We start from the raw sequence: 26,349 nt of genomic DNA, 5'->3' as shown, positions 1-26,349 counted from the left end.
TGGCTTAGTTTTATCCAAAATGATCTTAGCATACGAATCATATCAACTTCAGACGACCAAGGTCTTTGAAAAGGTAATTTTCAGACCACCGTTCAAACCTGCAGCCAATTTCGACCAGGAAGCCTGCTTTATCTATTCCTTGGCCGGTGAGGGAATTTTATATGGGGGGATGGAACAAAGTCCCATTGGTTCGAAAGAAAGTGTTTTGATGAAATGCGGGGCATTCGTGAACCATTGGAAAACCGCCAAGGATACCGGACTATGTGAAATCATCGCGATCCATGTCAACCCCGAGGTGCTCCAATTCATCTATGAAAGGAATCCCCCCGATTTCCTGCGAAACTCAAAAAAGGCCAACACCAAGATCTTCACCAAAATCCCGCAGAAAACGATCATTGACGAATACATCAAAGGGCTGCTGTTTTATTTTGAAAACCCGCAGTTGATCAATGACGATCTGATCGTTTTGAAATTGAAAGAACTGATTCTGTTGCTGCACCAGATCGACTACCCCGGTATCCGGGAGTTACTTCACTCCCTTTTTGACCCTGTGGCCTTGAACTTCAAGGCGATCATCCAAGCCCAACTGTACGAGGAACTCGATATCAAGGATTATGCGGCACTTACCCATATGAGCCTCTCGACCTTCAAACGACGGTTCAAGGAAATCTTTGAGGATACCCCGGCGCATTATATCGTGAACAAGCGGCTTGAAAAAGCGGCAGAACTCCTAAGGTATACCGATAAACGGATAACCGATATCTGTTTTGAATGTGGTTTTGGGAGTCTCAGCACCTTTTCGAAATCGTTCTCCAAAAAATACCGCTGCTCCCCCACGGAATACAAAAGAGGGAGCTGACCCTTTTCGACAATTCTTTGACCCTTTCGACCAAGAGTTCCCCAGCCTGACCAACGACCTTTGTCTTATAAATCAAAAGGTATGGCAACAGCAGTACGGATTCGGGAATCGATCATGATCGGTGTGCCCAAAGAACGGCTTTGGGAGGTCACCGCACTGCAATTCGATAAGATCGGTGATTGGAGTGCCGGAGTGCTCTTTTCCGAAGGTAACGGTGCCAGTGAACTCGGTGCCGTATGTCTCGAACGGGTGTGCGAACCGAGCTATAAGGGTTTTGAAAAAACCACCGAACGCATTGTGGATTACCGGCCTGAACAGTTTCAATTTACCTACCAGATCGTTGCCGGACTTCCAGGTATGGTCGAGAAGGCCACCAACACCTGGACCCATATCGGCGAAGCCTCCAATACCCGATTGACCATGGATGTCAATATGCAGTTGAAAGGGTTCATGGGCGTGCTGATGAAACGGCCCATGCAACGCAAGATGCGTTCCATTCTACGTCAAAACTTGGAGGAACTCAAGATCTATGTCGAACGGGGCGAATTGCACGATCGAAAGAAAAAGTTGTTAAAAATTGCATAAACCAAACACTAGACGACCGGTCAAATGTTATATCTTTGTATCCACAATCCGCAAATCATGTGGCAGGCGACCAAACATAGTGCAAAGATGGATTCCTTGATCGAACATGGAATGTTGTTGCTGTGGAACAAAGGCTACAACGCCACCAGCGTGAAAGACATCGTTGATGCCGCTGGGGTTCCGAAAGGGTCGTTTTACTTTTATTTCGAGAGCAAGGAAGATTTCGCGGTCAAGGCAATTGAGATGTACTTTCAAACAACCTTCCCCCCTGCCCTCGAAATCCTGCAAAACAAAACCGTCGGACCAAAACAGCGTTTGATCGACTTTTACGAATTCCGTGGCCATGTGCTCAAAGAGGAGTTCAACTGCAAAATGGGCTGCATGGGCTGTAACCTGGCCAATGAAATGGGCGAACACAGCGAGGCGATACGGGTAGCCATCGAAAAGAAAACCAGTTTGGTCAAAGGCTATATCGCCGAAGTGGTCGAAGAAGCCCAAAACTATGGGGAGATGGACGATAGCATTGCCGCGATGGACTGGGTGAATTTTATGGAGGACGCCGGCAAAGGGGCCATGGTCAGCATGAAGGAAATGGATAGCTGTTACCCGATCGATAACTTTTTACGTATGGTAAAACGCATGGTTTAAAAAAATTTATCCGATTAATAGACGACCGGTCAACTTTTTGTTGTCCAATGGACTAGCACCAAAACGTCAATACTACGATACACCTAAAACAACAACAATGAATGCACTTAAGAAAGCTGGGGAAGCCAGCAATACCTTCGCCGAAAAATGGGCGACTTTCGTAATCCGTTACAAATGGCCCGTACTCCTGGGTTGTCTCCTCCTAGCCGTCGGCTTGGGCTCACAGGGAAAAATGCAATTCGATGGCGATTATCACGTCTTCTTTTCCAAAAGCAACCCGGAGTTGGAGGCTTTTGATGCCCTTCAGGAAAAATACACCAAAGACGACAACATTCTCATCGTATTGGCCCCGAAGAACAAGAACGTCTTTACCCAAAAGAACCTTGTGGCCATTGAAGAATTGACCGCACAAGCCTGGAATACGCCATACTCGTCGCGGGTCGATGCGATCACGAATTACCAGCATACACGCGCCGAAGGGGACGATCTCTACGTGGATGATCTCTCGTACGAGTCGTCTTTGAAAACACCGGAGGACATTGCTGAAATCCGGGAAATCGCCCTTCACGAACCTTTATTGATCAACCGTCTTATCAATAAGGACGGAAGCGTCACCGCCATCAATGTCACGGTACGGCTCCCTGGCGAAGATAGTGCGGTCGAAATTCCAGAAGTGACCACAGCGGCCCGTGACATGATAACGGCCTTCCAGAACGATCATCCGGAGTTCGATGTATATACCACCGGCTTGGTGCCTTTGAACACCGCTTTTTTCGAGCATTCCGAAAAGGACTTTGCCCGCGTCGGGTTGATGATCTTGATTGTCATGATCCTGACCCTGATCTTGACCCGGAACCTTTTCGCCATGCTGTCGACCCTTTTCGTCTTTCTGTTCTCTTTTATGGCGACCTTGGGCTTTATCGGTCTATTGGGGATCAAACTCACCCCACCTTCGGCGGTCTTTCCTACCATGATCCTCACCTTGGCAGTGGCCGATAGCATCCACATCTTGATTACCTATTTGCAAAAAACACGTACCGATGGTCTGGATAAAAAGGAGGCTCTGATCGAAAGCATGCGCCTCAATTTCATGCCCGTGCTCATCACCAGTCTGACCACGGTCATCGGATTCTTGACTTTTAATTTCGGTGACGTGCCGCCATTCTGGGACCTGGGCAACATCGTGGCCTTCGGTATGACCATGGCTTTCATTTTCTCGACCACGCTCTTACCGGCCCTAATCGCTATTTTCCCATATTGGAAGAAGAAAAAAACCAAGCAGGTCGAAAAGAAAACCAGCTGGTACACGAATTTGGGCTACTGGGTCATTGACCGCCCCAAAGGCATTACGGTGGTATCCATCGGTATCATTGCGGTACTCGCTTATATCGGGTCGTTCAATCGCTTCAATGACGAATTCGTCGAATACTTCGACACCACGGTGAAATTCCGCCAAGACAGCGATTTCATAAACGAAAACCTGACCGGTTTCTACAATGTCGAATTTTCGGTCGGTAGTGGCGAAAGTGGGGGTATCAACAATCCGGAATACCTTCAAAAACTGAATGAATTCGAGGAATGGTTGGAAGAACAGCCCGAGGTCGTACACGTCAACGCCTTTACCGAAGTGGCCCGCAGGGTCAACCGATCCATGCATGGTGATGACCAAAAGTACTACAAGGTGCCGACCCAACGGGAAGAGGCTGCCCAATACCTTTTGCTCTATGAGCTTTCGCTCCCTTTCGGACTTGATCTGAACAACCAGATCAATGTCGACAAATCGGAAACCCGCGTGACCGCGACTTTGGAAAACAATTCCAGTGTTGAGATGATCGCCTTTGCCGAACGGGCAGAGCAGTGGTTGAAAGACAATGCACCCGAACCCATGCATGCCATTGGGGTGAGCCCGACCTTGATGTTTTCGAAATTGGGCTTCCGTCAGGCCGATAGCATGTTCAATGGCAATATCGTGGCCTTGTTGTTGATTTCCTTGGTTTTGATGTTCGCCCTGCGGAACCTAAAGCTCGGGGTTTTGAGTATCATCCCCAATGTGGCCCCCGTATTGGTCGGTTTCGGTTTGTGGTGGTTGTATAAAGGAACCATCAATACGGGTATGGTCATTGTTTTCGGTATGACGTTGGGGATCATCGTCGACGATACGGTCCACTTTATGAGCAAGTTCCTTCGGGCACGCCGCGAATTGGGCTATTCGGCCAAAGATGCCGTTATCTACGCTTTCGAGACCGTCGGCCGGGCTTTGGTCACTACCACCGTGGTTTTAATGGCCGGTTTCGCCGTGCTGTCGACCTCCCCTTTTGCCTTGAACAGCTATATGGCCCGCATCACCCTGATCATCATCTCGTCGGCCCTGATCATCGATTTCCTCCTCTTACCGGCTTTACTGCTATTGACCAGTAGGGAAGGAAAAAAAGCGATCACGGCCGGCAACCAAAATGCATAAAGACAAAAGCACAACATCCATAAAAATTAAAAACATCATGAGAAAAAGATTCGTAACCAGCATGGCCTTTTTGGCCGGATTCGCCTTGATCAACGCCCAGACCGCCGAACAACGGGGTTTGGAAATCGCCAAGGCCGCCGAACAGGCCGATCTCGGTTTCGGCAGTTCGACCGTAGCCTTGAAAATGACGCTGAAGAATAAAAACGGGCAAACCTCCGAACGTTACTTGGAGAACAAAACCTTGGAATTGACCGAAGACGGCGATAAATCGCTTATCGTATTCAACAGTCCGAAAGACGTGAAAGGCACCGCCACCTTGACCTTTACCCATAAAATCGGTAGCGACGACCAATGGTTGTTCCTGCCTTCGATCGCCAGGGTGAAACGCATTTCGTCCAACAACAAATCCGGCCCCTTCGTAGGGAGTGAGTTCGCCTATGAAGATCTGTCTTCCCAAGAAGTGGAAAAATACGGCTACAAATTCCTGAAACAAGAAGGACCGATGTTATGGGTCGAGCAAGATCCCGTAGATCCTAAATCAGGTTATACCCGTCGTATCGCGACCTATAATAAAGACAAGGGCTATCGCCTTGAACAAATTGAGTTCTATGACCGTAAGAATGCGCTTTTAAAGACCTTGACCTATTCGGATTATCAGCTGTATAAAGACAAATTCTGGCGGGCCGGTCAATTGAAAATGGTCAATCACCAAAGCAACAAGGAAACGGTTCTCGAATTCAGTGACTACGACTTCGATCAAGGGCTGACCGAAGAAGACTTCTCGCAGGTCGCTTTGAAACGGGCAGGGAGATAAGGTATAATGTGTTGGTTACCAGGAAGGGAATGCGGCAGGGTGCAGCTCCCTGCCCTTCCCTGACTGGAAAAGCATCCTGAACATGAAACGACATCAACCTATGGTCAGATGGGTGTATCTACACCTGTTTGGCTTGATTACCATCGCGGTCTGGTCACAAGAACAAACGCCCTCCCCCGATTTTGCCCATGAATTTCAATTGGAGGTCGGTGGTGAATACCGTTATTTCTATGACGACGCCCGTTTTTCGGATCAGTTGGACCATTACCCTTCCATCTCCTTTCTGCCTGAATATGCATTGGAATGGGACAAGGGTTATCAAAGCATCAAGGCCAAAGGCTTTTTCCGTCTGGACCGGGATGACGAACGGACCCATTGGGACATTCGGGAACTCTACTATCAAAAAGCCAAGAACAACTGGGAGTTGAGCATTGGTTTGAAAAAAGTGTTCTGGGGGGTCATCGAGAGCAATCATTTGGTCGATATCATCAACCAGACCGATGCGGTCGAAACCTTCGATGGTGAAAAAAAACTGGGGCAACCCATGATCCAATTCAGTTGGATCACCGATAGTTGGGGTACTTTCGATTTCTTTTACCTGCCCTTTCATCGCAAACGCACTTTTGCCGGGGAGGCTGGGCGGCTACGCTTCGGTACCGTGGTCAACCAAGACGATTTGGGGTATGAAAGTGGGGCCGAGCAATGGCGCCAAGACCTTGCCTTGCGATGGAAGCATTTTGTCGGAGCTTTCGATATCGGGCTATCCCACTTTTACGGCAATGGCCGCGAACCGCTTTTTGTCTTCACCCCCGAGGGCGACATCGATGCCTTTTATCCGACCATCCATCAAACGGGGATCGATCTACAGTTGACCCACAACGCTTTTCTGTGGAAGTTGGAATCGATCTACCGTTACGCCGATGCCCAAGACTTTTTTGCCTTGGCAGCGGGCGTGGAATATACCTTCAGCAATATCGATGGAAATGGCTTGGATATCGGAATTCTTGGGGAATACCTCTATGACGGGCGCGATGAACTTGCGCTGAACGCCCTGCAGGATGATGTCTTTTTCGGCACCCGCATCGCGTTCAACGATGTTCAGGATACCTCCATATTGTTGGGCGGATTGACCGATTTGAATTCGAGCAGTACCCTGTATAGTTTGGAAGCTTCACGCCGTTTCGGTTCGAACTGGACCGTAGCGGTCGAGGCCCGGATATTTTCCGATATCGATCCTTCCGAATTGATCTTGGGAAATTTTAGCCAAGACAGCTTCCTACGTATTGCCATCTCCCGATTTTTTTAACCTTAAAAACAAGAAACCATGACCCTAAAACAATCAATACCTTTTTTGATATTGACGTTGTCCCTAATGGGAATGTCCTGCAAATCGGTAGACCTGCGCACGCCTTATATGGCCGAAAACCCGGAGAATTTGGAAGAGCGGGGCAAAGCATTGCTCGAAACGGCCAAGAAGGCCATGGGCTATGACCGATTGGCCCAAACCCAAGTCTATGAGGCCCGAACCGTTTTCGATTGGAAGGGCTTCTGGCTGCTCATGCCGATGAACGCCTTTCCGGGTAACAACAAAGAAAACTTACAGCTTCGGTTCGCGACCAACAGTTTCGACGGTCAGGTCGAATACCTCAGCGGTCGAAAAAAAGGGACCATCCAAGGCCTACAGTCTTGGGAGGGGTACAAAACGGAACGCGACAGCGATTACTTGAAAAGACACGAACACGACCGGTATTTATGGGGGCTGGCCACCTACCACTATCTGATCGAAGCCCCGATGCACCTTCCTCAAGCCGAGATCATCCGCTATGCCGGAACCCAAATCCTAGACGATATCGCCTATGACACCGTTTATGTCACCTGGGGATCCGAGTCCCCGAACAAAACCTACGACCGCATGTTGGTCTACATCCATCCCGAGACCCGGTTTATCGATCTTTTGGAAGTGACCATCAATGATTTCTTCTTGGCGATGCCGAAAGGCTTGCAGCATGCCACGGCCCGGTACGAGCGCGCCAAAACGGAGGTAGGTGCCTACCTCCCGAGCCAGATCACCATCCAGTTCAAAACCCCGAAACCCAAAGACCGAAAGGTCTACAGTTTTTCTATGGACGAGTACCGCTTCGACAGTTTTGATAGAGAGCGCTTATATCCGATTTCAGGATTGAAACACTACGGCTTCTCCAAACCGGAATCCGAATAACCCTGGGTGGCTTTAGCATTCCGATGCATAGCGTGATCCCGCAATAGCTTTCGCGCGATGCTTATGATGTACAATAAGCTCGCGACTTCGACCAGGGTGAAAAACCAATCATCCAAATCAGCGGTCGCCAGGCCCGAAAGCAGGATCAATAGGGTAAACAGGGCCGCGAAACCATTGGTATAGGCATTGGGTTTCGGAGGAAGGTATTTTGACAACAAAACCATCATCAACGGAATCTCGATCATCAGCCAGCCCACCACCATCAATCCTTCGGTGATTTTGATACCGTTGGCTTCGCCCCGCAGCATGTCGGCAACGAAGGCCTGGTTTCCGAATTGGTGCAGATCGCGAAATACCATATGCAATAAGACGAAAATCCATAAAGTGGAAAGTAGTTGGCGTCGATCGTCCATGGGTTTTGGATTTGAATTCCCGACAAAAATCCACCATGTCGATCCCATGCACATTGATTTGGATCAAGAACGGTCAGGCTTTACCCACCAATCGTTTGCGAATGCGGCTGAGGGTTTCAGGTTGGATGCCCAAAAAACTGGCGATCAGGTACTGTGGCACCCGATTCAACAATCCAGGAGCCTGATCTTGAAGCTTGCGATAACGCTCTTCCGGGGTCAAGCGGATCATCTCATCGTATTTCAAGCGCTGCAAGTTCATTTGATCTTGCATGACTTGGCCACTGATCGTCGCCAAACGGGGTAGGTTGCGCATCAACTCGGCATTCCGTTCTTCATTGGCCAAGGCCAGGATCGTATCTTCGGCACATTCCAAGAAATAGGCCGATGGCACCTTGTCGACATAGCTGGTCGGGGTTATGGGTTGCCCTTCGGTAAAAAAATCGGTCACCTTAAGATCGCCATCCCTCAAATAATAGCTATACACACAGCCTTTTAATACGAAATAACATTCCCTCGCCCGTTCCCCTTCAGAGAGGAGTTTACTGCCTTTTGCATAGTACTGGATGACGTTCTGTTTTTCGATATAGGCTTTCTCGGCCGCTGTCAAGGTGATGTATCGGGATAGGAACTCGATGATGGCATGGTCCATAGCGCTTCCTTTTTTTGGATTGATGAAGGGACAAAATTAGGGATTTAAGGGGGATGCCAAGCCCCCAACCTGTTGAATGGGACACTCGCCCTGTAGTCGAAACCGCATTTTAACTAGTTTTGTTACTGGTTTCCTTCCGTTGGGCACCGATGCATGCTATTTTATGTACGAAGATCTCAAGACGTATATCACCGCCAAAGTCCCCCTATCCGAACGCGATATCGAACGGTTTTGCGGGTATTTTAAAGCTCGTAGCCTAGCAAAAAAGGCCTACCTCTTGAAAGAAGGGCAACGTTGCCGGCATTACTTTTTTATTCGAAAAGGGTTGCTTCGTTCGTATTTTACCGACGAGAAAGGCAAGGAAGTGATCACCAGCTTCGCCATTGAGCGTTGGTGGCTCACCGATATCGAGGGGCTCAGTCTACAACAGCCTGCAAGTGTGAACATCCAAGCCTTGGAAGAAACCGAGCTGTGGGCGATCAGCTTTGATGAACTGGAAACCGCAAGTCGTGAAATTCCAGGGATCGATCGGTTGTTCCGGATCATCGCCGAACGGCGTATGGTGGCCCTCCAACGCCGTCATTACCATTACCTCCGTAAGAGCAGTCAAGAACGCTATGCCATGATCATGAAGGAACTGCCGGGTTTCGTACAACGCATTCCCCAATACATGCTTGCTTCTTACCTCGATATGAGTCCCGAATACCTCAGCGAGCTACGGAAAAAGTGACCCCTTCATTTCTTAAGACAGCTTAAGAAGTAGCATTGCCCTGCCTGATACCTTTGTCCCTTATTCATTATCAAAAGCAACATTATGCAACGTATTTTCTATCAGGATATTCCCGAGGGACTGTTCGACCGTTTAATGGAACTGGAAAAGTTCATCAATTCCTCCACTTTGGAAACCCCGCTATTGGAGTTACTGCGTCTACGGGTGGCCCAGCGCAATGGCTGCGCCTACTGTGTTGATATGCACCACAAAGAACTGCGGCATTTGGGTGAATCGGAACTGCGGCTTTCTTCCCTTAGCATTTGGGAAGCAACCCCCTACTTTACGGAAAAAGAACGGGCCGTGCTCCGATTTACAGATGCCTTGACCACCGGTGGGGATCGGCCTTTGGACGATGGCGTGTACCAACCTTTGACCGCCCATTTCTCGAAAGCCGAGATCTGCTTCTTGACTTTGGCCATCTCACAGATCAACAGTTGGACCTTCTTGATGAAGACCTTCAAATTCGAACCGGGCAACTACCAGGTCAACCAATACGCCGAACAGGTCGATTAGGCAATAGGAGCTGGAATTGGACAATACACCCAATCCTACATATATTCCAGAACGAATTCGGGCAGCCAGAGCAGGCTGTCCGATTTCTTGATTTAGGTCAATGTCATCCATGAAAACCGCTCCTAGTTTTGCCTTTCCAAATAGACACTATGGAGACGATACAATCCAAAATCGCACGTACCTTTGGTTTGATATTGGCAGGCATACTGGCCTTGTCGATGGGGAGCTGTGCCACTGGCCGCAACCAAAGCATCGCTGCATGGGAACGTACCGAATGGCAAGCGATCTCAAACAAGTCAAAGGAGGAAGGATCGATCACTTTAGCACGAAGGCAATTGGGCAAACGGGAATGGGAATACCGTATCTCCGGCCAAATCGGGTTGACCCCAAAACAAGCCTTGCTAGGTTTCGAGGAGGCCATACATGCCAAGGCCGGTGCTCCTGCTTCGAAGGAGTATCCCATCTATGATCTGCAGCGGAAAAACGACAGTGCGTTGTTGGTCTATATGACCCATAAGGAGTCCTTTCCCTTCCGGGATACTGAATTGTGTGTGCGATATACGCGGACCAAAGCGGATAATGCAAACCAAGGCCTGCGTTGGGAAACCGCTTGGCCCGACTGTACCACAAACACCGATAGGCGCTGGAAACGGGTAGAACGTTTCGAAGGGGCCGTGCAATTTACCGCCCTTGACCAGGAGTCGAGTCGAATGACCCAGACCATTCGCTTTGATCTAAAGGGCATGCCGCTGTGGTTGGCCCACACGATGGTGGTCACCTATTTGAAAAAGGCGTATCGCGAGCTGCGACAGACCGTTTCCGAAAACCAAAAACAATCCAATCCGCGCAGTTTATAAGATTCCTTTAACGAATTGATGCGCTGCTAATCCTTATTTTTATACTTCTTATGAAACTACGACCTACCCCTCACTCCCTATTCCTGTTACTCCTATCCTTGAGCTTCCTCGCATGTGGTTCAGACGATGGTGGTGATACCATTGCGGAATGTCAAGACACGTTTTGCACCTTGGAATTGCGGCGGATCATCATCCGTGTTTCCGATGCGACCCAAGAACCGGTGGCCTTGGATGCAATTCAAGTCCTGGAACGCCAATCGGGAAATGAACTGACCTTGACCCTCTCGGATAGTGAATGGGACAATGCCCGTGAAACCGGACAGTATCCGCTGATCGAAGATGGGGTACTCGGGCTGTTGCAAGAAACCGAATTGCAATTTACGGGCTTTGTCAATGGACAAGCCGTCATCAGCGCGATGTATACCGTGGGCACTGATTGCTGCCATATCAACTTGATCGATGGTGAAACCGATTTGAGCTTGTAAGCTTATACAAACGAAGCAAATGCTTTTTGGAAGAACGTACAACAAGCCAAAACGAACCATAAAAACAACCGACACCTATGGAAATCGAAGCCTTTGATATCATTGGGATCAGTACCCGAACGACCAATGCCAACGGACAATCCGCTGTGGATGTCGAACGCCTCTGGGGTCGATTTTGGGGGGAAGAAATCCAAAACAAGATACCGAACGCCCTCAATGAGGAGATCTATGCGGTATATACCGACTACGAAAGCGACTACCAAGGCGCCTATACCATGATCATCGGTTGTGCCGTCAGTTCGGTGGAAGAGGTGCCGGAAGGGATGGTCGCCCACCGCATTGCCAGGGATACGTATGAAAAATTCGTCTCCAAAGGGCCCATGCCCCAGGCTATTTTGGCTACTTGGATGGACATCTGGCAGAACGATGCGACCTTGAACAGGGCCTACCGCGCCGATTTCACGGTTCACGGTAAGAAATACTTCGACGGTGACCAGGCCGAAGTCGAGACCTTCCTATCCATAAAAAACCCCTAACCTATGTACTATCGAATCCTCCTATGGGTCATCATCGGATGCCTATGCAGTTGCCGGCCCGAAGCGAACAAGACCGCCCAAGAATGGCGTTTGGTCTATAAAAACGACCGTCATGGTCAAACCCTTGAAGGGGATAAAAACGCCCTATTGGAAGCCGTTCGTCAAGGAGGCCCCATTCGTGTGGGCTGGGCCTCTAGACGTCAAAGCGACACCACCAAAAGCGTCGAGCACCTTGTGGATGCGGAATTCATGACCATCGCCAATGGCAAAGAGGTGTTTGCCCAAATCACTCCCTTTTTGGCCCAACGGCCCGATTTGACCAGCGATACACTGAGCATGACCTTGCTACCTTCCCACTCCTATTGGATTTTGGGTACCAACGGCACCATTAGCAGCGTAGGCCATGACTATATAAAAGATACCGTTATCACCCGGGCGCCCAGTAGTTTTCGGCATCCCATCGGGTGGTATGCCCAAGTTCCTTCCGAATAATCCCCAGCTTTATCAAGGGGGTATCCCGAGCGCATAGTGAATGACTTCGGGAATAATTTATCACTTGAATTGAAACAATGTGCCGATACCATCGTCCTATTTTTCGGGATACCGTCCCGTAAAACAGCCACGCCATGCAACGGATCAAACAACACCGCCTCGTACAACTTTTCGTCATTTACACCCGCTACCTCATCGGGGGTACCTTCGTTTTCGCCAGCCTGATCAAGATCAAAGGGCTTCGGTTTACCTCGGCCAGTGGGGCCGAAAACCCAATCGATACGGCCTGGCACTTTTTTGAAACCCTCTATCAGTCAGGCTTGTACTGGCAATTCATCGGCATCGGACAATTAGTGGCAGGGGGGCTTCTCATGACCCAAAAATATGCGCGCCTGGGGGCCGTGGCCTTTTTGCCCATCAGCGTGAACATCTTTGTGATTACCTTGTCTTACGACTTCAATTACACCCCTGTGGTCACCGGACTGATGGTCTTGGCCAATTTGATGTTGCTCGTCTGGGAGTGGCCGACGCTCAGGGTACTGGTCAACAGAACCCCGGTATTGGAAACCCAGATCCGTATGGAGCATGACGGTCTTTGGACCTTGGTCGGGGTTTTGCTGTTCTGTTTTACCTTTGGGTACCGCTTGTTGGTCAACAAATACGATATCTTTTTCTGGCTTTTGGGCTGTATGGGGATTGGATTGATCGGCTTGATCTTAGGCCTGCGCAATGAAAGCAAACGCCGAAAACGGACCCTATGATTCCGCGAGCGGACCTAAAGTACGAACACCTATGGAAACCCTATTCAAAGCGAATATCGAACGCTATGGCATTGTAACCGAATCGGAACAAGCCCTACTCGAAGCTGTCTTGACCCGACGCACCATTGCCAAGGGAACGGTATTGTTACAGCAGGGGGCCATCGCTTCAAAGCTCTGGTTCCTGCTTTCGGGCCATTGCTACCAATACCGCTTCGATAGTGCAATGGAAGAGCAGGTCGTGGCATTGCATGCGGCAGGTGATTGGGTCATTCAACAGCAAAGTTTCGTTTCGCGAGCGCCTTCCGAATACGAGGTAAAGGCTTATTCGGACTGTACCCTCTACGAATTGACGATCGACGCCGTGCATGGGTTGATCGCCCGAACCCCCGGATTTTTCAAATTGGGGCAGATCCTCGACATCCAACCTAGCGAACGGGAACAACTACAACAATGTGCCAATCCGACGGAGCAGTATCGCTACATCCTCGAAAAACGCCCCGAACTGCTGCAGGGCTTTCCTCAAAAAATGATCGCTTCCTATTTGAACATGACCCCGGAAACCTTAAGCCGTGCCCGAAAGAAACTATTGCGGGATCCTTGATCCAAATCAAGTGTGAATGTCTTGGGTTGCATTGATCTTTGTGCCTACAAAAAACAAAGCAAATGAACCCACATTTTTACAAAAGCACCGGCCTTTCGCTGATCGTAGGGTCGGTATTGGCCATGGTGACCATGGCCCTGCACCCCGTAGGCGGCGATTTCGATCACATTCGTGCCATCGCCAAACCCCTCATCTTTACCCATGCCCTGGCCATTTCATGCCTGCCTTTTATGCTCTTCGGATTTTATGGCCTAACCCGCTTGCTGGGCGAAAAACGGCATCTCGCCACTTTGGCCCTAATCGTGGCTGCATTCGGTCTTTTTGCCGCGTTTTTGGCGGCCCTGTTCAATGGCTTGGTCTTGCCGAGTTTCTTAGCAGGGCACGACCCCGTTGATCCGGTCGAAATCGCACAAATGAAGCTTATTGTCAGCTATGGTTTTGCAGTGAACAAAGCCTTGGACTATGTCTTCATCATCGCCCTTTGCGTCGCCATGTGTTTTTATGCCTTGGCCCTATTACGTTCCCCATTTGTAGGGAAATGGACGGGCTATTTGGCCCTGGGTATTGTCGGGGTATCCGTGATCGGTCTGGTTTTGGGCTTTGCCTTTACCAGCCTTTTCGGTTTTCGATTGTTCGTCTTTAGCTTCTCGATATGGATCTTGGTCTCCGGTTTCATGGTCTACCGCTTCCACCAGAGCTAAACAAACCAAAGCCAACCCAATGACGGGTTGGCTTTTTTCCATTTCTAAGAATAGCGCGTGTCTTCGACCCGTGCTATGATCCCATTACTCGCGATGGGTAAAGAGCTTGTTGACGATCTTCCATTGCCCATCGATTTCCGATAGCGAAAGAAAGTCGTAATAATTGAACCCATATATCGGTACTTGGGCCCTGACCAAAGCCATCTTACCCAATACCTCGATACTGAGGATCCGCATTTCAAAATCTTCACCCAATGCTGATGGGCTTTCCCGTTGGGCCACCCCATCGAGGTAACTTTCCTGCCCTTTTTCATACGGAGCACCATTGATATCGCCATAGAGAAAGGCGTTTTCATGAAAACAGCTCCGCAATAGGGCGATATCACCGGCATAAATGCCCTGAAAATACGCCTGGATGAGCTTTGTTATAGGTTGTGCATCATTTTCGAACATGGTGGTGGATTTAAAGGGCGTGGCCGACCGTATGGCCACCCGCGACGTTAAGGGTTTCTCCAGTTACAAAATCGGCAGCGGCCAAATAATAAGCGGTTTCGGCGATCTCTTCGGCTTCCCCGATACGGTTCAGCAGGTGTAGTCCGGCCAAACTATCGGCATCCGCTACCCCGATCTTGGCTTGCAACGGACTACGGATAACCCCAGGGGATATGGTATTGAACCGGATGTTGTGTTTTCCGAATTCTGCGGCCAATTGTCGGGTCAAGGCATGTATGCCGCCTTTACTACTGATCGGGGCCGTAGCCGGAAAGCCCCCTATGGCATGGTCGACCAAGACCGTACCGACATTGATGACCACCCCGCTTTCCTGTTGGATCATTTCGGCAACGGCCGCTTGGGTGGTAAAAAAGGTGCCTTTGAGGTTGATGCCATGAAAATGGTCCAATTCCGCTTCGGTCACCTCCAAAAAGGGTTTGGGGGCAAAAACCCCGGCATTGTTGATCAAGACGTCGACACTGCCAAAGGTGGCCAGGGCCATGGCGACCAATTGTTTTCCGGTTTCCTTTTTGCTGATATCACCCGCCAAATAGATGGCATTGTCCGGTGACCCCAAATCGCGATAGGCGGTTTGTAGACGGCCTTCGTTGGCCGAGTTCATGACGACCTTACTGCCGCGTTCGATAAAATAAGCCGCGATGGCCTTTCCTAAACCGGTAGATGCACCGGTCACGATGACTGTTTTGTTTCTCATTTTTTGAATTTTGATGAATTTGAATATTGCTTTGCGTTCACGCCCCAATTGTCGATCGGGACGTCGTCAATGACCACATGGGTGGTTTCAGGATGCTTTTGGAGCACCTCGACGACCAATTGGGTCGCCCCTTCGATCAATAAGCGCTTTTGCGTTTTGGTTACGCCTTCATCGGTAACCTTGATGTTGATAAATGGCATGCGATTCGTATTAAAGATTAAAGTTGGAATCCCTCTTGGATTCCCGATTTCATTTAATGTGCAAGCCTCTTCGTCAGTTAAAGGTGTAAGAAGAAGCCGCCTTGTAGGGTCTCCGTGTTCCGATCGAACATGAGGCTGAAAAAGCCACGCCCAAGTTGTTCAGAACGAAACGACCGTCTCAGTCCCCAATGCCCGAAGTCCAATTGATTTTCCGCTAGTCCATAGCCCATATCCACTACCAGCTGATAATGGGTGCGTACAGGAACGATCGCCGAAAAAGCCAGGGTTTCCGGGCTAAGGACTCCCACATAGTGCCCTAAAGGTCCATCCCAACGGGCAGCGGTCAACCAGCTCTTTCCATCCGTATACCCGGTCAAGGCGATCGCCCCTTTTTTGAATTGGAGGTGGTGGAACAATCCGCCACCATGGTCATAGAAACCGTAGGTTACACTGGCCTGTGGACCCCATTGATGGTGCAACTTCGCACCTCTTCGCCCCCCGATGAGTTGCGCTTCGGTCTCGGTTTCGACCTGACTTTGCCAGGTAGTCGGATTCGGCCGCAGTTCGGTAGTCGGGGTGGCCATACGGCCTACTTTCAGCGTCCACTTCGGATGCAGGACCCATTGGAGTTCGAAACTTTCAAAAGTGTTGATCGCCCTTCCCGACCTGAGGTCGACCACCCCAAACGACCGGAATTTCAATTGTTCGGGTACTACCCATAGGCTGACCAAAGCCCCGGCCCGAAATGAGCTTGGAGACTGTCGATCGGCTGTGGATTCCCAAAACGCGGTTTGGGCATGCAGTCCGGCATAAAGGCGGTCGATGGTGACCCCATCCCCTAAGGGAAGGGCTTCGAGCTGTGCTTGCGCAGCCAGTATACCCAGCAACCAGAACAGACCGCCCCTTAACACACTTTGGTATCTAGTGAACCCCACCCGCGGCTATTTTGCTAGGATGGCATAGTTTCCTGCCCCGACCAAAAAGACCACTAGGGCCCCGAAGAGGTAAAAAGCCTGCAATTCGATGGCCCAACCCCCGAATTGGTTCAGGCTGAACACATCGCCCAAATGGGTGGTGAAAATGGCCACCAACATGGTACCTGCGACCAAAAGACTGGCTAGGCGTACCTTGTACCCCAAAATCATGAATACCGGGGCGACGATTTCACCAAGGAAAGCCCCGTAGGCCATAAATTCAGGCAGCCCGGATTGGGCCATCATGCTTTTGATAAAAGCATAGCCGTTCAACAAATTACCGATCCCATGGAAAATGAGCAGTCCGGCAACCAATACCCTCAAGGCCAAGAGGCCGAGGTCCGTTTTTGTTTCAATTGTTTTCATCTGTAATGGTTTTAAAATCAATACCACAAAGATGCTGGGTAGAACTCGCCTAGCTAAGGAGTTAACGCACTGTTTTCGTGTGACCTATGTCACACTTGAGTTGTCGAAAAGAGGGAATGGACTAGGCGTCGAGGCGGCTCAAGGTCTCTCGGGACACCCCTAAATAAGAGGCGATGAGCTTTTTGGGAACGCGTTGGAAAAGCTTGGGGTATTGCTCTAGCAACAGCTCATAGCGTTCTTTGGCGTTATGTTTCAATAAGGATAGGATGCGATTCTGTAACGCAATACGACCGTATTTGCTCTTTTTTGCCCAAAAACGCTCCATTTTATGCAATTCTGCGGTCAATTTGTCCCGATTTTCAAAAGAAATGGTCAAAAACTCACAATCTTCGATACAATCGATATAGATCTTGGATGGGGTTCGTTTAACGAAGGATTCGTAATCGGTGATCCACCAATGCTCCATGGCAAAACGGAGGATGTGCTCCTTCCCTTTTTCATCGAGCACATAGCTTTTGACGCAACCGGATAGGATCCAATACTCTTTGTTGACCACCTCCCCTTCTTGCACGATGTACTGGTGTTTGCGTCTGGTCACGGTTTCGAAATGCCCTAGAATAAAGGCGAACTCCTCATCGGTAAGGGGTACCAGGGCTTCGATATGGGCGCGTAAGGGATGATCCAAAAGGGGTTTGTTTTCTAAAGGAAAGATAGGGCTTATTTGGGAGAAGGGAAATGGGTGAAGGGAGTTGGGTGAAAGGTGATGGGGATAAGGAGAAGGGTTAAGGATATAGGGTTTGGTGGTTTAGGCAACCGTTGGGGGTGGGTGCCAGCTGGTAGGGATTTAATCTTGGATTCTCTCACCGTATTGATACCGGGTTTTTGAAACCAAATCACCATTCTCATCATATCGAAATATCCAACCGGTCATTTTTCCAAGTTTTCTGTACCCAATTTCTTTAACAAGACCAGTGTCATAGAATTCGATATATTGACCTTCTGAATCAATATCATTTTCCCTTAGGTTCTTTATCATACCATTTGGATAAAAATTCATAAGAAATCCTTCAGGTCTTCCACTTTTGGAATCAAACAGATACTTTAGTCTACCATTTTCAATTCTAACGACCAACCCATCCTCATTCCCTTCCTTCATGGTTTTGGTAATAATCAGCTCTTGATTCTCAAATTGTCGTTTAACTCCGGTAAGGGAGTCAAACTCGACCATCATACTTGGTTTTTGACTTGAGCCAGTAAGCACGCCCAGTATAAAAAAAATGAATGTCAGCCTACAATGTTGAATTAGCGTTTCCATTTATAAAGCAACTATTATTTTAGCATTAGGTTCCCCCGCAAGCGCTCGTTTCCGACGCCTGCTTTGACCAAGAAAAACAACCTCTTGGCAAAACGAGCTATCGCTCGTATTCAAAATCAAAATATGCGCATCTCAAAAAAAAGCCAACCCATTCGGTTGGTTTTGGTTTGTTCTGGCACCCGTCAGATGCGGGCGCCAGCTAGGTGCTGGCTTTTGCATTAAATCTGCTTGCAGTACAACTACCGCTGAGCGGATATCGAATTAATCAGGATAGTTAGTTGCCTTTTTTCCCATATTTTCCTCATTCATCAATTCCTGCAAACGAAACTTAACTAAATCTTTCATACTATACTCTTGGAAGGGTATTGGAACATATCCAAGGTAATTGTTTTTGGGTAATTTAGTACGCTTGCGAAGGTTCTTATTTCTATTCTTTACTACTGCATTCAACAATGACTCGTTTTCTATTTTATCAATTATGAGTTTCCTCAATGAAACAGATGAATGTAATCCTGAAGGTATTAAATGGCCATTTTTTTTATCAAAGTCATACTGATAAAAAAATTCAGGCAGTACTTTACATCCATTACATGCAAATTTGTTTAACGAGTCTGCATATCTTTCAATGTAGTCTAGTCCAGTTTTTAATCTTCTTAATTGACTTTCTCTCAACTCATATTCATTCTGTGAAAAACAAATCAGAACCGAAAAGCCACATAGAAATAAACATATTTTTTTCATTAGTTCTTTCTTTTAATTATTACCCCCCCACTAGCAGACATTTCCAACGAGTGCTCGGACTAAGATAGCATAACCGCTTTTCAAAATGAGGTATCACCTCTTTCAAAACTGCTATTACTATTACTACATAAAAAAAACCAACCGCTAAGGGTTGGCTATGGTTTGTCATGGATTCAACTTGAAATGGATGAATACTTTGGATCTAATCACCGAATTTGTTAAAGTAAAAAACATCTTTTGTACAATCATACTTATAGTTTATGATAATATTTCCATTCGATTCAAACATCAACAAACCAGTATTACTGTCGAGACTAGGGTTGACAATACTTATTGGAACTAAAATATGTCCATTTGTTAACTTAATCGTACCTATTCTATATACCATAATACTGTTATCATCATTAGAACGTAATTTTTTACTTAATTCAAACTTGTCAATCAATTTTAGCCCAAAAGGAATTTGATCGATAACGCTATGGTCAAATTCGCCTTGATTAAGAACATATTTCGTCCTTTTCAACATTTTTTCAATTTGCGCCGAAAGCCGAAAGTCCTTTTTATTTCCGTCTAATTCTAAGGCATCCTTCTGAAGATTAAGCTTCGTAATGAATTTATTTAATGAGTTTGGATAAACTTCATTAAAAGGTATTGCATCAGGATATTCTTGTGAAAATGAATTTAATATCGTTGCGAACAAGATTACAATGGTCAAACTTCTTCTTTTCATAGTTTCTTTTTTTATTCAGAGTCAGGTATAGTTAAGAATTTACTCAACGGGAATGAAACGATTTCTTTACCATTTTTATAAAAATAAACTTTCTGACCACCATGCTCAGCCTTACCGGCTCCTAAAACAATTCTAGTAATATTGTTTCCTTCAGAATTACTAATATCCCACCGTTAGCGCCCGTTTCCAACGAGTGCTTTGACCAAGATACCACAACCCTATTTCAAATTGAGCTATTATTCATTTTCGAAACCGTTATTTTCTCCGAGGCAATAAAAGCCAACCGCTAGGGGTTGGCTTTGGTTTGTTTTGGCACCCATCTGAGTTGAGTGCCAGCTGAACTAATCAACAGGTTTATATTTATCGATTACCTCCAAGGCTATCTCATCAACTTCTTCAATTTTTTCAGGCTTTGTTGGTGAGTAAGCAATTCTTTCCACCACCTGCATTATTTTAGAGTTTGGAATTACTTCAGAATGTAGAACTAAAAATTTCACGACCCAATATTTCCATGTTTCATCATTTCCTCTCAGAACGTTAAGGATTTCTTTATAGATTTCATTTGTATGTTTTGCCAAATAATCCGCCACTGGCCCGGCGCATGGCCAATTACCGTCTTGAAGTGATGCTAGCAGCGTTGGAACAACCTCTCTTACTTCATCGATACCATATTTGCAGAGCCCATTTATGAACTCTACATCCGCTTTATCTTTTGGAACTATGTTTTTAATTTTCATTGATCACAATTTTTTTATTCAATTGTTGCTGCCCGCACCCGTCCAGCTCTCCCCCGCTAGCGCTCGTTTCCAACGCCTGCTTTGACCAAGATACCACAACCCTTTTGCAAAATGAGTTATCGCTCTTTATCAAAACCGCTAATTACATTACTGTATCAAAAAAGCCAACCGCTTAGGGTTGGCTTTGGTTGGTTTTGGCACCCGTCGAAAGCGGACGTCAGTTGAAGGTCAACTATAACCTTCGGAAATCAATATCATGAACTTTTTCCTAATATCATCACTGAAAAATTCACGCTGGCCAGTATTGGTAATCATTGAATAAACATTATTGAAAATTGACTTTACACCACTTTTTTCTCGATTTTCATAAATCCCAAAAACTAATTCTCTTGGAACAGCAAGTTCTTCCTCTGGCAAAAAAGAATAGGATGAAATTAGTTCAAGAAACCTATCTGAAATCTCTTTATCAAATGACTTTAAAATATATAATTCGGAAACCGCTAGAATTTCTTGGAGCTTTAAACTCTTCCATAACTGATTATTTCGTTCAAAAAAAGATAAATCTAATTCCTTCAAAAGTTCAACGACTTTCTCATATTTTTTCTTGTCAAAATAGAAAAAACTTAACTCCGTTTTTGAATAAATGTTGTCACCATTTAGGGTAATCGATTTTTTAAGGTTATTCTCAACTTCAAAATCTCTTTCATCACTTTCAACAGGCATTAAATTCCATAAAAAACCTTTGAGATAAAATAATTGATACTTGTCAATTTTAGATGAATCAAGAATCTTTAGAATTCGCTCAATTTCATTTATTTTCGATTCTTCGCTATCTAAAAAATCGATATTGTTTATCAAATCATCTAAATTACCGCTCATATTATTTATGATAATGACCTTTTCCTCCTCAAGCGCTTGTTTCCAACTCCTGCATTGACTAAGATAAAACAACCTATTCTCAAAACCAGAAATGGCCCGTTTTCAAAACCGATTGCTGCATACCCCTAGAATAAAAAAAGCCAACCGCTAGGGGTTGGCTTTGGTTTGTTTTTGCACCCGTTGGAGGTAGGCGCCAGCTGGGACATTACCAATTTATCCTTTCCCAAATTTCACCATTAAAGGTAACGTATTTAATTATACCGTACTCTTTATCCCAATACAGCGATTGAGGCCGATTTCTATGTTTTTCCATATTAAAATGCCGGTTAAGCTCCTTATTGAACACATAAACACTTTCAAAGGACTTATTGCCAATTGATTGGATGTGGCTCATTTCAAAATCTGAAAATCTAGTAATAAAGGTGGAGTTCTTGTATTTTATAGAAGGAAAAGCTTTGTCATCAGGATTTGTTTTCCAAATTTCTAATAACTCTGATAGTTGATTATTTTCATCTTTACTCCAAATACGAGCTACTTGAGGTTGATACTTATCATTTTGAATCCAGTCATATTTTGGATGGTAAACCTCTTTTTTCACTATTGTAACTGTATCTTTTTTTAGGTTATCAATATTTTGAAAAATCAATACATCACCTTCAACATAGACATCTATCCATAAGAGCTCTTCTGATGTCAATTTTACCTTCTCAGCACATGAAATCATAATTGTAATACAACTAATTAGAATCATTAATTTTTTATTGTTCATTTAATTTTCTTTATCATTTAAATAATCATCTATAATTTTCATGATATTTTCTAAGGTCCATGTATGCACTGAATGACCTTTATACCCTTCATTATGCTCCTTTCTTATGTGTAAAAGTTCGACACCTTCAATTCCCCCCAACTTCGATCCTCCATTGAATAATTGGAGTAAGGTTCCTTTTATGCCACTTCTTTTTCCGTTTGAAGAAACCTGATCACTTTCAGTAGAAAACTGAGCGCCAAATACACCTTCAGGGTGAGAGAATTCTGTAGGTTGGTGTGGGGCTAGGTATATACCAATTTCTAACCTGTCAGAAAACTCACTATTTGCCAATTCTGATAACATCCCTGCAGCAAAAGCACCCCCTTGGCTATGCCCGACAATTTTAATTGTTTCTTCATTTTCTAATTGTATAGTCCCATTTTTAAGCTTTTCAATCAATTCTAGGCCGCTTACCTGACCTTGAGCAAACCTATCCGACGCTTGTGACGTGAAGTCATCGGTAGCATTAATATAGGCAATATTATCATCCCTATAGTAATCAATTATTTGATCGTCAATCTCTTTCCAATAATCAAGTTGTTCACCAAACATGTATGGTTCACCTGAGGTCCATATTGTTCTAGGTGGCGGGTATCTGTAAGCATTATTTCTATATGCAAACTTTCTACCTGCTGCTTTTCCAAAGATTAACCCATTCACAAAAACGATAAGTCTTCCATCTGGATCAATGGCATTCACAGGATTGTTGGATACATAATTATATGGACTTAATGTCTCATATTTCTCAGCCAGAGGATCCATGCTAACCCATCTTGCAATAGCGGGGTCATACCTTCTAAATCCGTAATCATACATTTCCAACCCCAAACTCTCATTATATTCCTTTCCATTATACTTCCACTTCTGTGCCACATCGTTACCCAAGGAGGTCGCCCCGCTGTTGTTGTAGCCACGGTGTTTTAAGCCAAAGGGGTAGTAGTTGTTTTCTTCGACGATTTCGGTGCCCGGGCTGGTCACCCTAAAATTATCGATATAACAGTGCGATAGGGTGCCGTCGTCTATGCCCGTACCTTTTTCAAAATACAATTGTACCTTTTCACCGGTCAAGGCGAGGTCCAACACATGATGCCCATCACTGATGTCAACGATACGGTCACGATCCTCAAGGTCTTCCAAGACCCCATTGATGAACTCCCGCACATAAAAAACCGGCACTTCCATATCGCCGTTCTCAAAATCGAATTCGATTCGTAGCGGTTCACCGGGGGTGATATCGATGGTTTTGGCGGTACTACCGTACCTATGGATCACCGCCAGGTTCAAACGCTGGTCATTATTGTTGATATGGCCCGAACTGGGGTTGCCCCAATTATCGGTTCCGGTCTCATAATCGTCGTCGATACTAGTATTCGAAGTATCGACATAACTCAGCCGCTCATTGCCCAAATGGTCTTTATACTGGTATACGTAATGAAAACTGCCATTTTCATGGTGAACATAGCCTTCGGGCTGGCTAAAAAACTGCAAGTCGGTCGATGCGCCATTGCCGGCATAGACGTAAGCACCTGCATATTCGGTAACCTCACCCGTACTCACGGTTTTTTTCAACTTGGTGCCCAAGGCATCATAGACATAGTCGATGGTACCCCCATCGATAGCCACCCGGGTCGGCAAATTCAAATGGTTGTAGTCGATGTCGGTGATCAGTTTGTTCGCATCGGTCTTCATATTGCCGTTGGCATCATAGGTATATTCTACCGATTGGGTGACCCGATCGTTGAACCCATAACTGCCTGCATTATCGTCAACCTTGGTCAATCGGTTGCCTGAATCATAAACATAATCCAGTTGATCGATCCAATCGAAACTGGTAGCACTCGCATTGGTAGCGCCACGACGGTCTAGGGTTTCGATATTCCCGTTTTTATCATAGGTAATCCCCGAGACGCGATACCTGTCCCACCAGCCGTTACCGGCGAATTTGGCATCGACGATCCGGTTCAGGGCATCGTAAATGTAATGGTAGAAGAACTCACTATTGACCCCATGGTCCGATTTCCAGGCTACCTCTGAAATATTGCCGTTGTAGAGCGGTTCGGCTTGGTTGGCCAAGTTGGGGTCGGTATATTTGATATTGAAACCCCAAAGGTCGCTAGCACCTAAGGTTACCCCCGAATTGCTGGCATCGGCATCATTGATCGAACGCAACCAGCCCCTGACATTGTAGGTATAATCGAGTTCTTGGGTGTTGTCACCCACCTGCTTCTTGACCAATTGGCCCAAGCTATCATAGTGGTTGCGTAGCAAGGTCGTATAGGCCGCATTGTTGACACTTTGCTGCTGTTTGACCAAACGGGCCTGATCATCATAATAGAACACGTCATGGATGGCTACATCCGCCTTGCCTGTTTTTTTATGTGTGCTCTGGGTTTCCAATACTTTGCCTGCGAAATCGAGTTTGGATGCGATGATATCTTCAGTGTTAAGATACTCATTTTTTGAATGCGTATACACCGCCCGACCCTTATCGTCGTAGGCGGTCAGGGTGGTGATCCAATCGGTGCTGCCCAAAACCTTGACTTTGCTTACCGTGGGCAGCCCGTTAACGTCACTGGTGATATTTTGACCATAGGTACTCCCTGGTACCGAGATGCCGTCGGTATCGATATACGCGCCATAGTAATTGATGGTCAATACCTCATTGTTGCTGTTCGTCGGATAGGCAGCATTACCGTAGGCCGTCGTTCCTTGGGTTTCGAATTGGGCGCTATGGGCGTCGGCAAAACCCTGAAGCTCCACCCGACCGTCATTGGTGAACGTCTTACCGGTGTAAGCTACCCTGCCGAAGGCATCGTATTTGGTGAACAACCATTCTTTCGGGCTGGCCGCGCGTTGGTTGGCATCTTGGGTCATGATCGGTTGGTCGAGTTTGTTGTACACGATATACTCCCAATCCTTACCCGGTACTTTCTTTTCGACCAAGCGGTTGCGATGGTCGTATTTGTACTGGTAACAAAGAGCGTCCAACTCCGTATTCGACACATTGGCCGCCGTCACCTTGGGGGGGATCACATAGGTCAGGTTGCCGAAATCATCATACACATAGTAGGTATCATGCGCTTCTTCGTTACCACCGACCAAGGCGTAAGTTCGCTTCAGGACGGTGCGCCCCTGCTTATCGACAAAGCTCTCGGTGGTGTGCAGTTTGGTGTTAGACCCATCGTGGTTTTCATCTTTGGTGACGGTTTTGCTCAGCTCGCCGACCAAATAATAGCTGCCGTTCTGTACCAAGCTTGGGGTAAAAGTATTGTTCGCGAACGAGGTACTCACATCGAAATACCGAACTTCGGAAGTACCGTTGGTCGCATACCCGAATTCGATCTCATGCCCGCTGCCCAAGGCCCATTCGGTACCCGGGGCCGCCTGTTTCAAGACCCGGTTCAAAGGGGAGGCCTCGAATTCTTTTTCAGCATACGCGTTGGCCGTAGCTGTAAAATCGTTCGTAAACATGGAGAACGCGCCGTAAAAACTTGCCGTGGCGTTTTCTTGATCGCCGCGATAGGCAGCGTGGCCACCGCTGGTCATTTCGATGGGCAACCATTCTTTTTGTTGGCGGCCATAGGCATCATATCCCAAATGGGTCAGGAGGTCATTGCCATTGCCACTGGCTTTGACCCCAATGGTTTGCACAGGTCTGCCCAAACCGTCGAAATAGGTGATGCTTTCGATCACATCGTTTTCACGGGCCGCATTCTCGTTAAAACTGTCCATTTGCGTTTGGAATACCCTGGTGAACACATAGTTCTCATTACTCAATACCACACCGGTATAGGGGGCGGCGATTGGTCTGGTATCGGCAAAAGGCCCACTTTGCACGATACGAATGTCAAAGCTGTTGCCCGATGTCGGTACGATATGGGTAACCGGTTTGATGCTGATGCTCTGGCCATCTTCATAGACTTGGTTACCGGTATAGGTGCCGGTAGGTAGGTCGACTTGGGCGTTGAGGCCCCAGCCGATGGTAAAAAGGGCGATATATATTGCGATTTTTTTCATCTTGGCG

At 46.8% G+C, this 26,349-nt stretch carries 31 protein-coding genes; 16 read left to right on the top strand and 15 right to left on the bottom strand.

Features of this window, described 5'->3' with window-relative positions:
- Nucleotides 1–19: 19 nt before the first annotated feature.
- The 7 genes from ABV409_RS15280 to ABV409_RS15250 all read left to right on the top strand — a co-directional run bounded on the left by ABV409_RS15280 (nucleotide 20) and on the right by ABV409_RS15250 (nucleotide 7,585).
- Complete coding sequence (locus ABV409_RS15280; RefSeq protein WP_353878493.1) at nucleotides 20–859, top strand: helix-turn-helix domain-containing protein; 840 nt, start codon at nucleotides 20–22, stop codon at nucleotides 857–859.
- Nucleotides 860–940: 81 nt separating this feature from the next.
- Nucleotides 941–1,444: an SRPBCC family protein gene (locus tag ABV409_RS15275; protein ID WP_353878492.1), complete on the top strand. Its 504-nt coding sequence runs from the start codon at nucleotides 941–943 to the stop codon at nucleotides 1,442–1,444.
- An 87-nt stretch (nucleotides 1,445–1,531) separates the two neighbouring features.
- On the top strand, nucleotides 1,532–2,092 hold the full coding sequence (locus tag ABV409_RS15270) for a TetR/AcrR family transcriptional regulator (RefSeq protein ID WP_353878491.1): 561 nt from the start codon (nucleotides 1,532–1,534) through the stop codon (nucleotides 2,090–2,092).
- A gap of 97 nt (nucleotides 2,093–2,189) precedes the next feature.
- Entirely contained in the window at nucleotides 2,190–4,553 is a 2,364-nt protein-coding gene (locus ABV409_RS15265; protein ID WP_353878490.1) for an efflux RND transporter permease subunit, read from the top strand.
- A 37-nt stretch (nucleotides 4,554–4,590) separates the two neighbouring features.
- Nucleotides 4,591–5,367, top strand: coding sequence for an outer membrane lipoprotein-sorting protein (locus ABV409_RS15260; protein WP_353878489.1), 777 nt, complete (start codon nucleotides 4,591–4,593; stop codon nucleotides 5,365–5,367).
- 82 nt (nucleotides 5,368–5,449) lie between these two features.
- A complete protein-coding gene (locus ABV409_RS15255; RefSeq protein WP_353878488.1) occupies nucleotides 5,450–6,673 on the top strand; it encodes a hypothetical protein in 1,224 nt (407 codons plus the stop codon).
- Nucleotides 6,674–6,739: 66 nt separating this feature from the next.
- Nucleotides 6,740–7,585: a hypothetical protein gene (locus tag ABV409_RS15250; RefSeq protein WP_353878487.1), complete on the top strand. Its 846-nt coding sequence runs from the start codon at nucleotides 6,740–6,742 to the stop codon at nucleotides 7,583–7,585.
- Here the strand turns inward: ABV409_RS15250 and ABV409_RS15245 are convergent.
- Both ABV409_RS15245 and ABV409_RS15240 read right to left on the bottom strand, forming a co-directional pair.
- Nucleotides 7,555–7,998 (bottom strand): DUF6326 family protein, encoded by a 444-nt coding sequence (locus ABV409_RS15245; protein WP_353878486.1) that lies wholly within the window; start codon nucleotides 7,996–7,998, stop codon nucleotides 7,555–7,557. The two genes, ABV409_RS15250 and ABV409_RS15245, sit on opposite strands and share 31 nt — an antisense overlap.
- 73 nt (nucleotides 7,999–8,071) lie before the next feature.
- Nucleotides 8,072–8,647: a Crp/Fnr family transcriptional regulator gene (locus ABV409_RS15240; RefSeq protein WP_353878485.1), complete on the bottom strand. Its 576-nt coding sequence runs from the start codon at nucleotides 8,645–8,647 to the stop codon at nucleotides 8,072–8,074.
- Nucleotides 8,648–8,810: 163 nt separating this feature from the next.
- Here ABV409_RS15240 and ABV409_RS15235 point away from each other — a divergent pair, with 163 nt between their 5' ends.
- The 9 genes from ABV409_RS15235 (at nucleotide 8,811) to ABV409_RS15195 (ending at nucleotide 14,365) form a co-directional block, all read left to right on the top strand.
- Nucleotides 8,811–9,377, top strand: a complete 567-nt coding sequence (locus ABV409_RS15235) for a Crp/Fnr family transcriptional regulator (protein ID WP_353878484.1) — start codon at nucleotides 8,811–8,813, stop codon at nucleotides 9,375–9,377.
- An 84-nt stretch (nucleotides 9,378–9,461) separates the two neighbouring features.
- Nucleotides 9,462–9,932 carry a carboxymuconolactone decarboxylase family protein gene (locus tag ABV409_RS15230; protein ID WP_353878483.1) on the top strand — a complete coding sequence of 157 codons (471 nt, stop codon included), beginning with the start codon at nucleotides 9,462–9,464 and terminating at the stop codon, nucleotides 9,930–9,932.
- Between the two features lie 149 nt (nucleotides 9,933–10,081).
- A complete protein-coding gene (locus ABV409_RS15225; RefSeq protein ID WP_353878482.1) occupies nucleotides 10,082–10,789 on the top strand; it encodes an SRPBCC family protein in 708 nt (235 codons plus the stop codon).
- 50 nt (nucleotides 10,790–10,839) lie between these two features.
- Complete coding sequence (locus tag ABV409_RS15220) at nucleotides 10,840–11,274, top strand: hypothetical protein (protein WP_353878481.1); 435 nt, start codon at nucleotides 10,840–10,842, stop codon at nucleotides 11,272–11,274.
- A gap of 77 nt (nucleotides 11,275–11,351) precedes the next feature.
- The gene (locus ABV409_RS15215; protein ID WP_353878480.1) at nucleotides 11,352–11,810 is read left to right on the top strand and encodes a GyrI-like domain-containing protein; all 459 of its coding nucleotides are present in this window, start codon (nucleotides 11,352–11,354) and stop codon (nucleotides 11,808–11,810) included.
- Nucleotides 11,811–11,813: 3 nt separating this feature from the next.
- On the top strand, nucleotides 11,814–12,302 hold the full coding sequence (locus tag ABV409_RS15210; protein ID WP_353878479.1) for a hypothetical protein: 489 nt from the start codon (nucleotides 11,814–11,816) through the stop codon (nucleotides 12,300–12,302).
- 134 nt (nucleotides 12,303–12,436) lie between these two features.
- Complete coding sequence (locus ABV409_RS15205) at nucleotides 12,437–13,063, top strand: hypothetical protein (RefSeq protein WP_353878478.1); 627 nt, start codon at nucleotides 12,437–12,439, stop codon at nucleotides 13,061–13,063.
- Nucleotides 13,032–13,664 (top strand): Crp/Fnr family transcriptional regulator, encoded by a 633-nt coding sequence (locus ABV409_RS15200; protein ID WP_353878477.1) that lies wholly within the window; start codon nucleotides 13,032–13,034, stop codon nucleotides 13,662–13,664. The genes ABV409_RS15205 and ABV409_RS15200 overlap by 32 nt, the downstream gene beginning before the upstream one ends.
- A gap of 62 nt (nucleotides 13,665–13,726) precedes the next feature.
- On the top strand, nucleotides 13,727–14,365 hold the full coding sequence (locus ABV409_RS15195) for a hypothetical protein (protein ID WP_353878476.1): 639 nt from the start codon (nucleotides 13,727–13,729) through the stop codon (nucleotides 14,363–14,365).
- Nucleotides 14,366–14,449: 84 nt separating this feature from the next.
- Here the strand turns inward: ABV409_RS15195 and ABV409_RS15190 are convergent, their stop codons facing one another.
- The 13 genes from ABV409_RS15190 to ABV409_RS15130 form a co-directional block, all read right to left on the bottom strand.
- Nucleotides 14,450–14,818 carry a nuclear transport factor 2 family protein gene (locus tag ABV409_RS15190; RefSeq protein WP_353878475.1) on the bottom strand — a complete coding sequence of 123 codons (369 nt, stop codon included), beginning with the start codon at nucleotides 14,816–14,818 and terminating at the stop codon, nucleotides 14,450–14,452.
- A 10-nt stretch (nucleotides 14,819–14,828) separates the two neighbouring features.
- Nucleotides 14,829–15,572 (bottom strand): SDR family NAD(P)-dependent oxidoreductase, encoded by a 744-nt coding sequence (locus ABV409_RS15185; RefSeq protein WP_353878474.1) that lies wholly within the window; start codon nucleotides 15,570–15,572, stop codon nucleotides 14,829–14,831.
- Nucleotides 15,569–15,772: a tautomerase family protein gene (locus tag ABV409_RS15180; RefSeq protein ID WP_353878473.1), complete on the bottom strand. Its 204-nt coding sequence runs from the start codon at nucleotides 15,770–15,772 to the stop codon at nucleotides 15,569–15,571. Before ABV409_RS15180 ends, ABV409_RS15185 begins: the two co-directional genes overlap by 4 nt.
- Before the next feature lie 77 nt (nucleotides 15,773–15,849).
- Nucleotides 15,850–16,707 (bottom strand): hypothetical protein, encoded by an 858-nt coding sequence (locus ABV409_RS15175; protein ID WP_353878472.1) that lies wholly within the window; start codon nucleotides 16,705–16,707, stop codon nucleotides 15,850–15,852.
- Between the two features lie 6 nt (nucleotides 16,708–16,713).
- A complete protein-coding gene (locus ABV409_RS15170; RefSeq protein ID WP_353878471.1) occupies nucleotides 16,714–17,112 on the bottom strand; it encodes a DoxX family protein in 399 nt (132 codons plus the stop codon).
- Between the two features lie 121 nt (nucleotides 17,113–17,233).
- Nucleotides 17,234–17,797: a Crp/Fnr family transcriptional regulator gene (locus tag ABV409_RS15165; protein WP_353878470.1), complete on the bottom strand. Its 564-nt coding sequence runs from the start codon at nucleotides 17,795–17,797 to the stop codon at nucleotides 17,234–17,236.
- Between the two features lie 159 nt (nucleotides 17,798–17,956).
- A complete protein-coding gene (locus tag ABV409_RS15160) occupies nucleotides 17,957–18,343 on the bottom strand; it encodes a toxin-antitoxin system YwqK family antitoxin (RefSeq protein WP_353878469.1) in 387 nt (128 codons plus the stop codon).
- 345 nt (nucleotides 18,344–18,688) lie between these two features.
- A complete protein-coding gene (locus tag ABV409_RS15155; protein ID WP_353878468.1) occupies nucleotides 18,689–19,168 on the bottom strand; it encodes a hypothetical protein in 480 nt (159 codons plus the stop codon).
- Between the two features lie 202 nt (nucleotides 19,169–19,370).
- A complete protein-coding gene (locus tag ABV409_RS15150; protein ID WP_353878467.1) occupies nucleotides 19,371–19,898 on the bottom strand; it encodes a hypothetical protein in 528 nt (175 codons plus the stop codon).
- A 341-nt stretch (nucleotides 19,899–20,239) separates the two neighbouring features.
- The gene (locus ABV409_RS15145; RefSeq protein ID WP_353878466.1) at nucleotides 20,240–20,635 is read right to left on the bottom strand and encodes a DUF5071 domain-containing protein; all 396 of its coding nucleotides are present in this window, start codon (nucleotides 20,633–20,635) and stop codon (nucleotides 20,240–20,242) included.
- 228 nt (nucleotides 20,636–20,863) lie between these two features.
- The gene (locus tag ABV409_RS15140; protein WP_353878465.1) at nucleotides 20,864–21,514 is read right to left on the bottom strand and encodes a hypothetical protein; all 651 of its coding nucleotides are present in this window, start codon (nucleotides 21,512–21,514) and stop codon (nucleotides 20,864–20,866) included.
- A gap of 205 nt (nucleotides 21,515–21,719) precedes the next feature.
- On the bottom strand, nucleotides 21,720–22,283 hold the full coding sequence (locus ABV409_RS15135) for a hypothetical protein (protein WP_353878464.1): 564 nt from the start codon (nucleotides 22,281–22,283) through the stop codon (nucleotides 21,720–21,722).
- Nucleotides 22,284–26,342, bottom strand: a complete 4,059-nt coding sequence (locus tag ABV409_RS15130) for a DUF6443 domain-containing protein (RefSeq protein WP_353878463.1) — start codon at nucleotides 26,340–26,342, stop codon at nucleotides 22,284–22,286.
- Nucleotides 26,343–26,349: the final 7 nt, after the last annotated feature.

It is taken from the genome of Flagellimonas algarum (assembly GCF_040513375.1).
GTDB classification, from domain to species: domain Bacteria; phylum Bacteroidota; class Bacteroidia; order Flavobacteriales; family Flavobacteriaceae; genus Flagellimonas_B; species Flagellimonas_B algarum.
Note: the sequence above shows the minus strand (reverse complement) of the source record. Positions and strands in the feature narration are given on the sequence as shown.

Bases quoted from the DNA above. Each gene is read 5' to 3' on its own strand.
- ABV409_RS15255 (WP_353878488.1), top strand. From the start codon at position 5,450: ATGAAACGACATCAACCTATGGTCAGATGGGTGTATCTACACCTGTTT.
- ABV409_RS15260 (WP_353878489.1), top strand. From the start codon at position 4,591: ATGAGAAAAAGATTCGTAACCAGCATGGCCTTTTTGGCCGGATTCGCC.
- ABV409_RS15240 (WP_353878485.1), bottom strand. From the start codon at position 8,647: ATGGACCATGCCATCATCGAGTTCCTATCCCGATACATCACCTTGACA.
- ABV409_RS15205 (WP_353878478.1), top strand. From the start codon at position 12,437: ATGCAACGGATCAAACAACACCGCCTCGTACAACTTTTCGTCATTTAC.
- ABV409_RS15180 (WP_353878473.1), bottom strand. From the start codon at position 15,772: ATGCCATTTATCAACATCAAGGTTACCGATGAAGGCGTAACCAAAACG.
- ABV409_RS15170 (WP_353878471.1), bottom strand. From the start codon at position 17,112: ATGAAAACAATTGAAACAAAAACGGACCTCGGCCTCTTGGCCTTGAGG.
- ABV409_RS15160 (WP_353878469.1), bottom strand. From the start codon at position 18,343: ATGATGGTCGAGTTTGACTCCCTTACCGGAGTTAAACGACAATTTGAG.
- ABV409_RS15145 (WP_353878466.1), bottom strand. From the start codon at position 20,635: ATGAAAATTAAAAACATAGTTCCAAAAGATAAAGCGGATGTAGAGTTC.
- ABV409_RS15235 (WP_353878484.1), top strand. From the start codon at position 8,811: ATGTACGAAGATCTCAAGACGTATATCACCGCCAAAGTCCCCCTATCC.
- ABV409_RS15225 (WP_353878482.1), top strand. From the start codon at position 10,082: ATGGAGACGATACAATCCAAAATCGCACGTACCTTTGGTTTGATATTG.
- ABV409_RS15200 (WP_353878477.1), top strand. From the start codon at position 13,032: ATGAAAGCAAACGCCGAAAACGGACCCTATGATTCCGCGAGCGGACCT.
- ABV409_RS15215 (WP_353878480.1), top strand. From the start codon at position 11,352: ATGGAAATCGAAGCCTTTGATATCATTGGGATCAGTACCCGAACGACC.
- ABV409_RS15280 (WP_353878493.1), top strand. From the start codon at position 20: ATGATCTTAGCATACGAATCATATCAACTTCAGACGACCAAGGTCTTT.
- ABV409_RS15140 (WP_353878465.1), bottom strand. From the start codon at position 21,514: ATGAGCGGTAATTTAGATGATTTGATAAACAATATCGATTTTTTAGAT.
- ABV409_RS15265 (WP_353878490.1), top strand. From the start codon at position 2,190: ATGAATGCACTTAAGAAAGCTGGGGAAGCCAGCAATACCTTCGCCGAA.
- ABV409_RS15190 (WP_353878475.1), bottom strand. From the start codon at position 14,818: ATGTTCGAAAATGATGCACAACCTATAACAAAGCTCATCCAGGCGTAT.
- ABV409_RS15195 (WP_353878476.1), top strand. From the start codon at position 13,727: ATGAACCCACATTTTTACAAAAGCACCGGCCTTTCGCTGATCGTAGGG.
- ABV409_RS15155 (WP_353878468.1), bottom strand. From the start codon at position 19,168: ATGAAAAAAATATGTTTATTTCTATGTGGCTTTTCGGTTCTGATTTGT.
- ABV409_RS15185 (WP_353878474.1), bottom strand. From the start codon at position 15,572: ATGAGAAACAAAACAGTCATCGTGACCGGTGCATCTACCGGTTTAGGA.
- ABV409_RS15130 (WP_353878463.1), bottom strand. From the start codon at position 26,342: ATGAAAAAAATCGCAATATATATCGCCCTTTTTACCATCGGCTGGGGC.
- ABV409_RS15275 (WP_353878492.1), top strand. From the start codon at position 941: ATGGCAACAGCAGTACGGATTCGGGAATCGATCATGATCGGTGTGCCC.
- ABV409_RS15250 (WP_353878487.1), top strand. From the start codon at position 6,740: ATGGGAATGTCCTGCAAATCGGTAGACCTGCGCACGCCTTATATGGCC.
- ABV409_RS15245 (WP_353878486.1), bottom strand. From the start codon at position 7,998: ATGGACGATCGACGCCAACTACTTTCCACTTTATGGATTTTCGTCTTA.
- ABV409_RS15210 (WP_353878479.1), top strand. From the start codon at position 11,814: ATGTACTATCGAATCCTCCTATGGGTCATCATCGGATGCCTATGCAGT.
- ABV409_RS15270 (WP_353878491.1), top strand. From the start codon at position 1,532: ATGGATTCCTTGATCGAACATGGAATGTTGTTGCTGTGGAACAAAGGC.
- ABV409_RS15135 (WP_353878464.1), bottom strand. From the start codon at position 22,283: ATGAACAATAAAAAATTAATGATTCTAATTAGTTGTATTACAATTATG.
- ABV409_RS15150 (WP_353878467.1), bottom strand. From the start codon at position 19,898: ATGAAAAGAAGAAGTTTGACCATTGTAATCTTGTTCGCAACGATATTA.
- ABV409_RS15230 (WP_353878483.1), top strand. From the start codon at position 9,462: ATGCAACGTATTTTCTATCAGGATATTCCCGAGGGACTGTTCGACCGT.
- ABV409_RS15220 (WP_353878481.1), top strand. From the start codon at position 10,840: ATGAAACTACGACCTACCCCTCACTCCCTATTCCTGTTACTCCTATCC.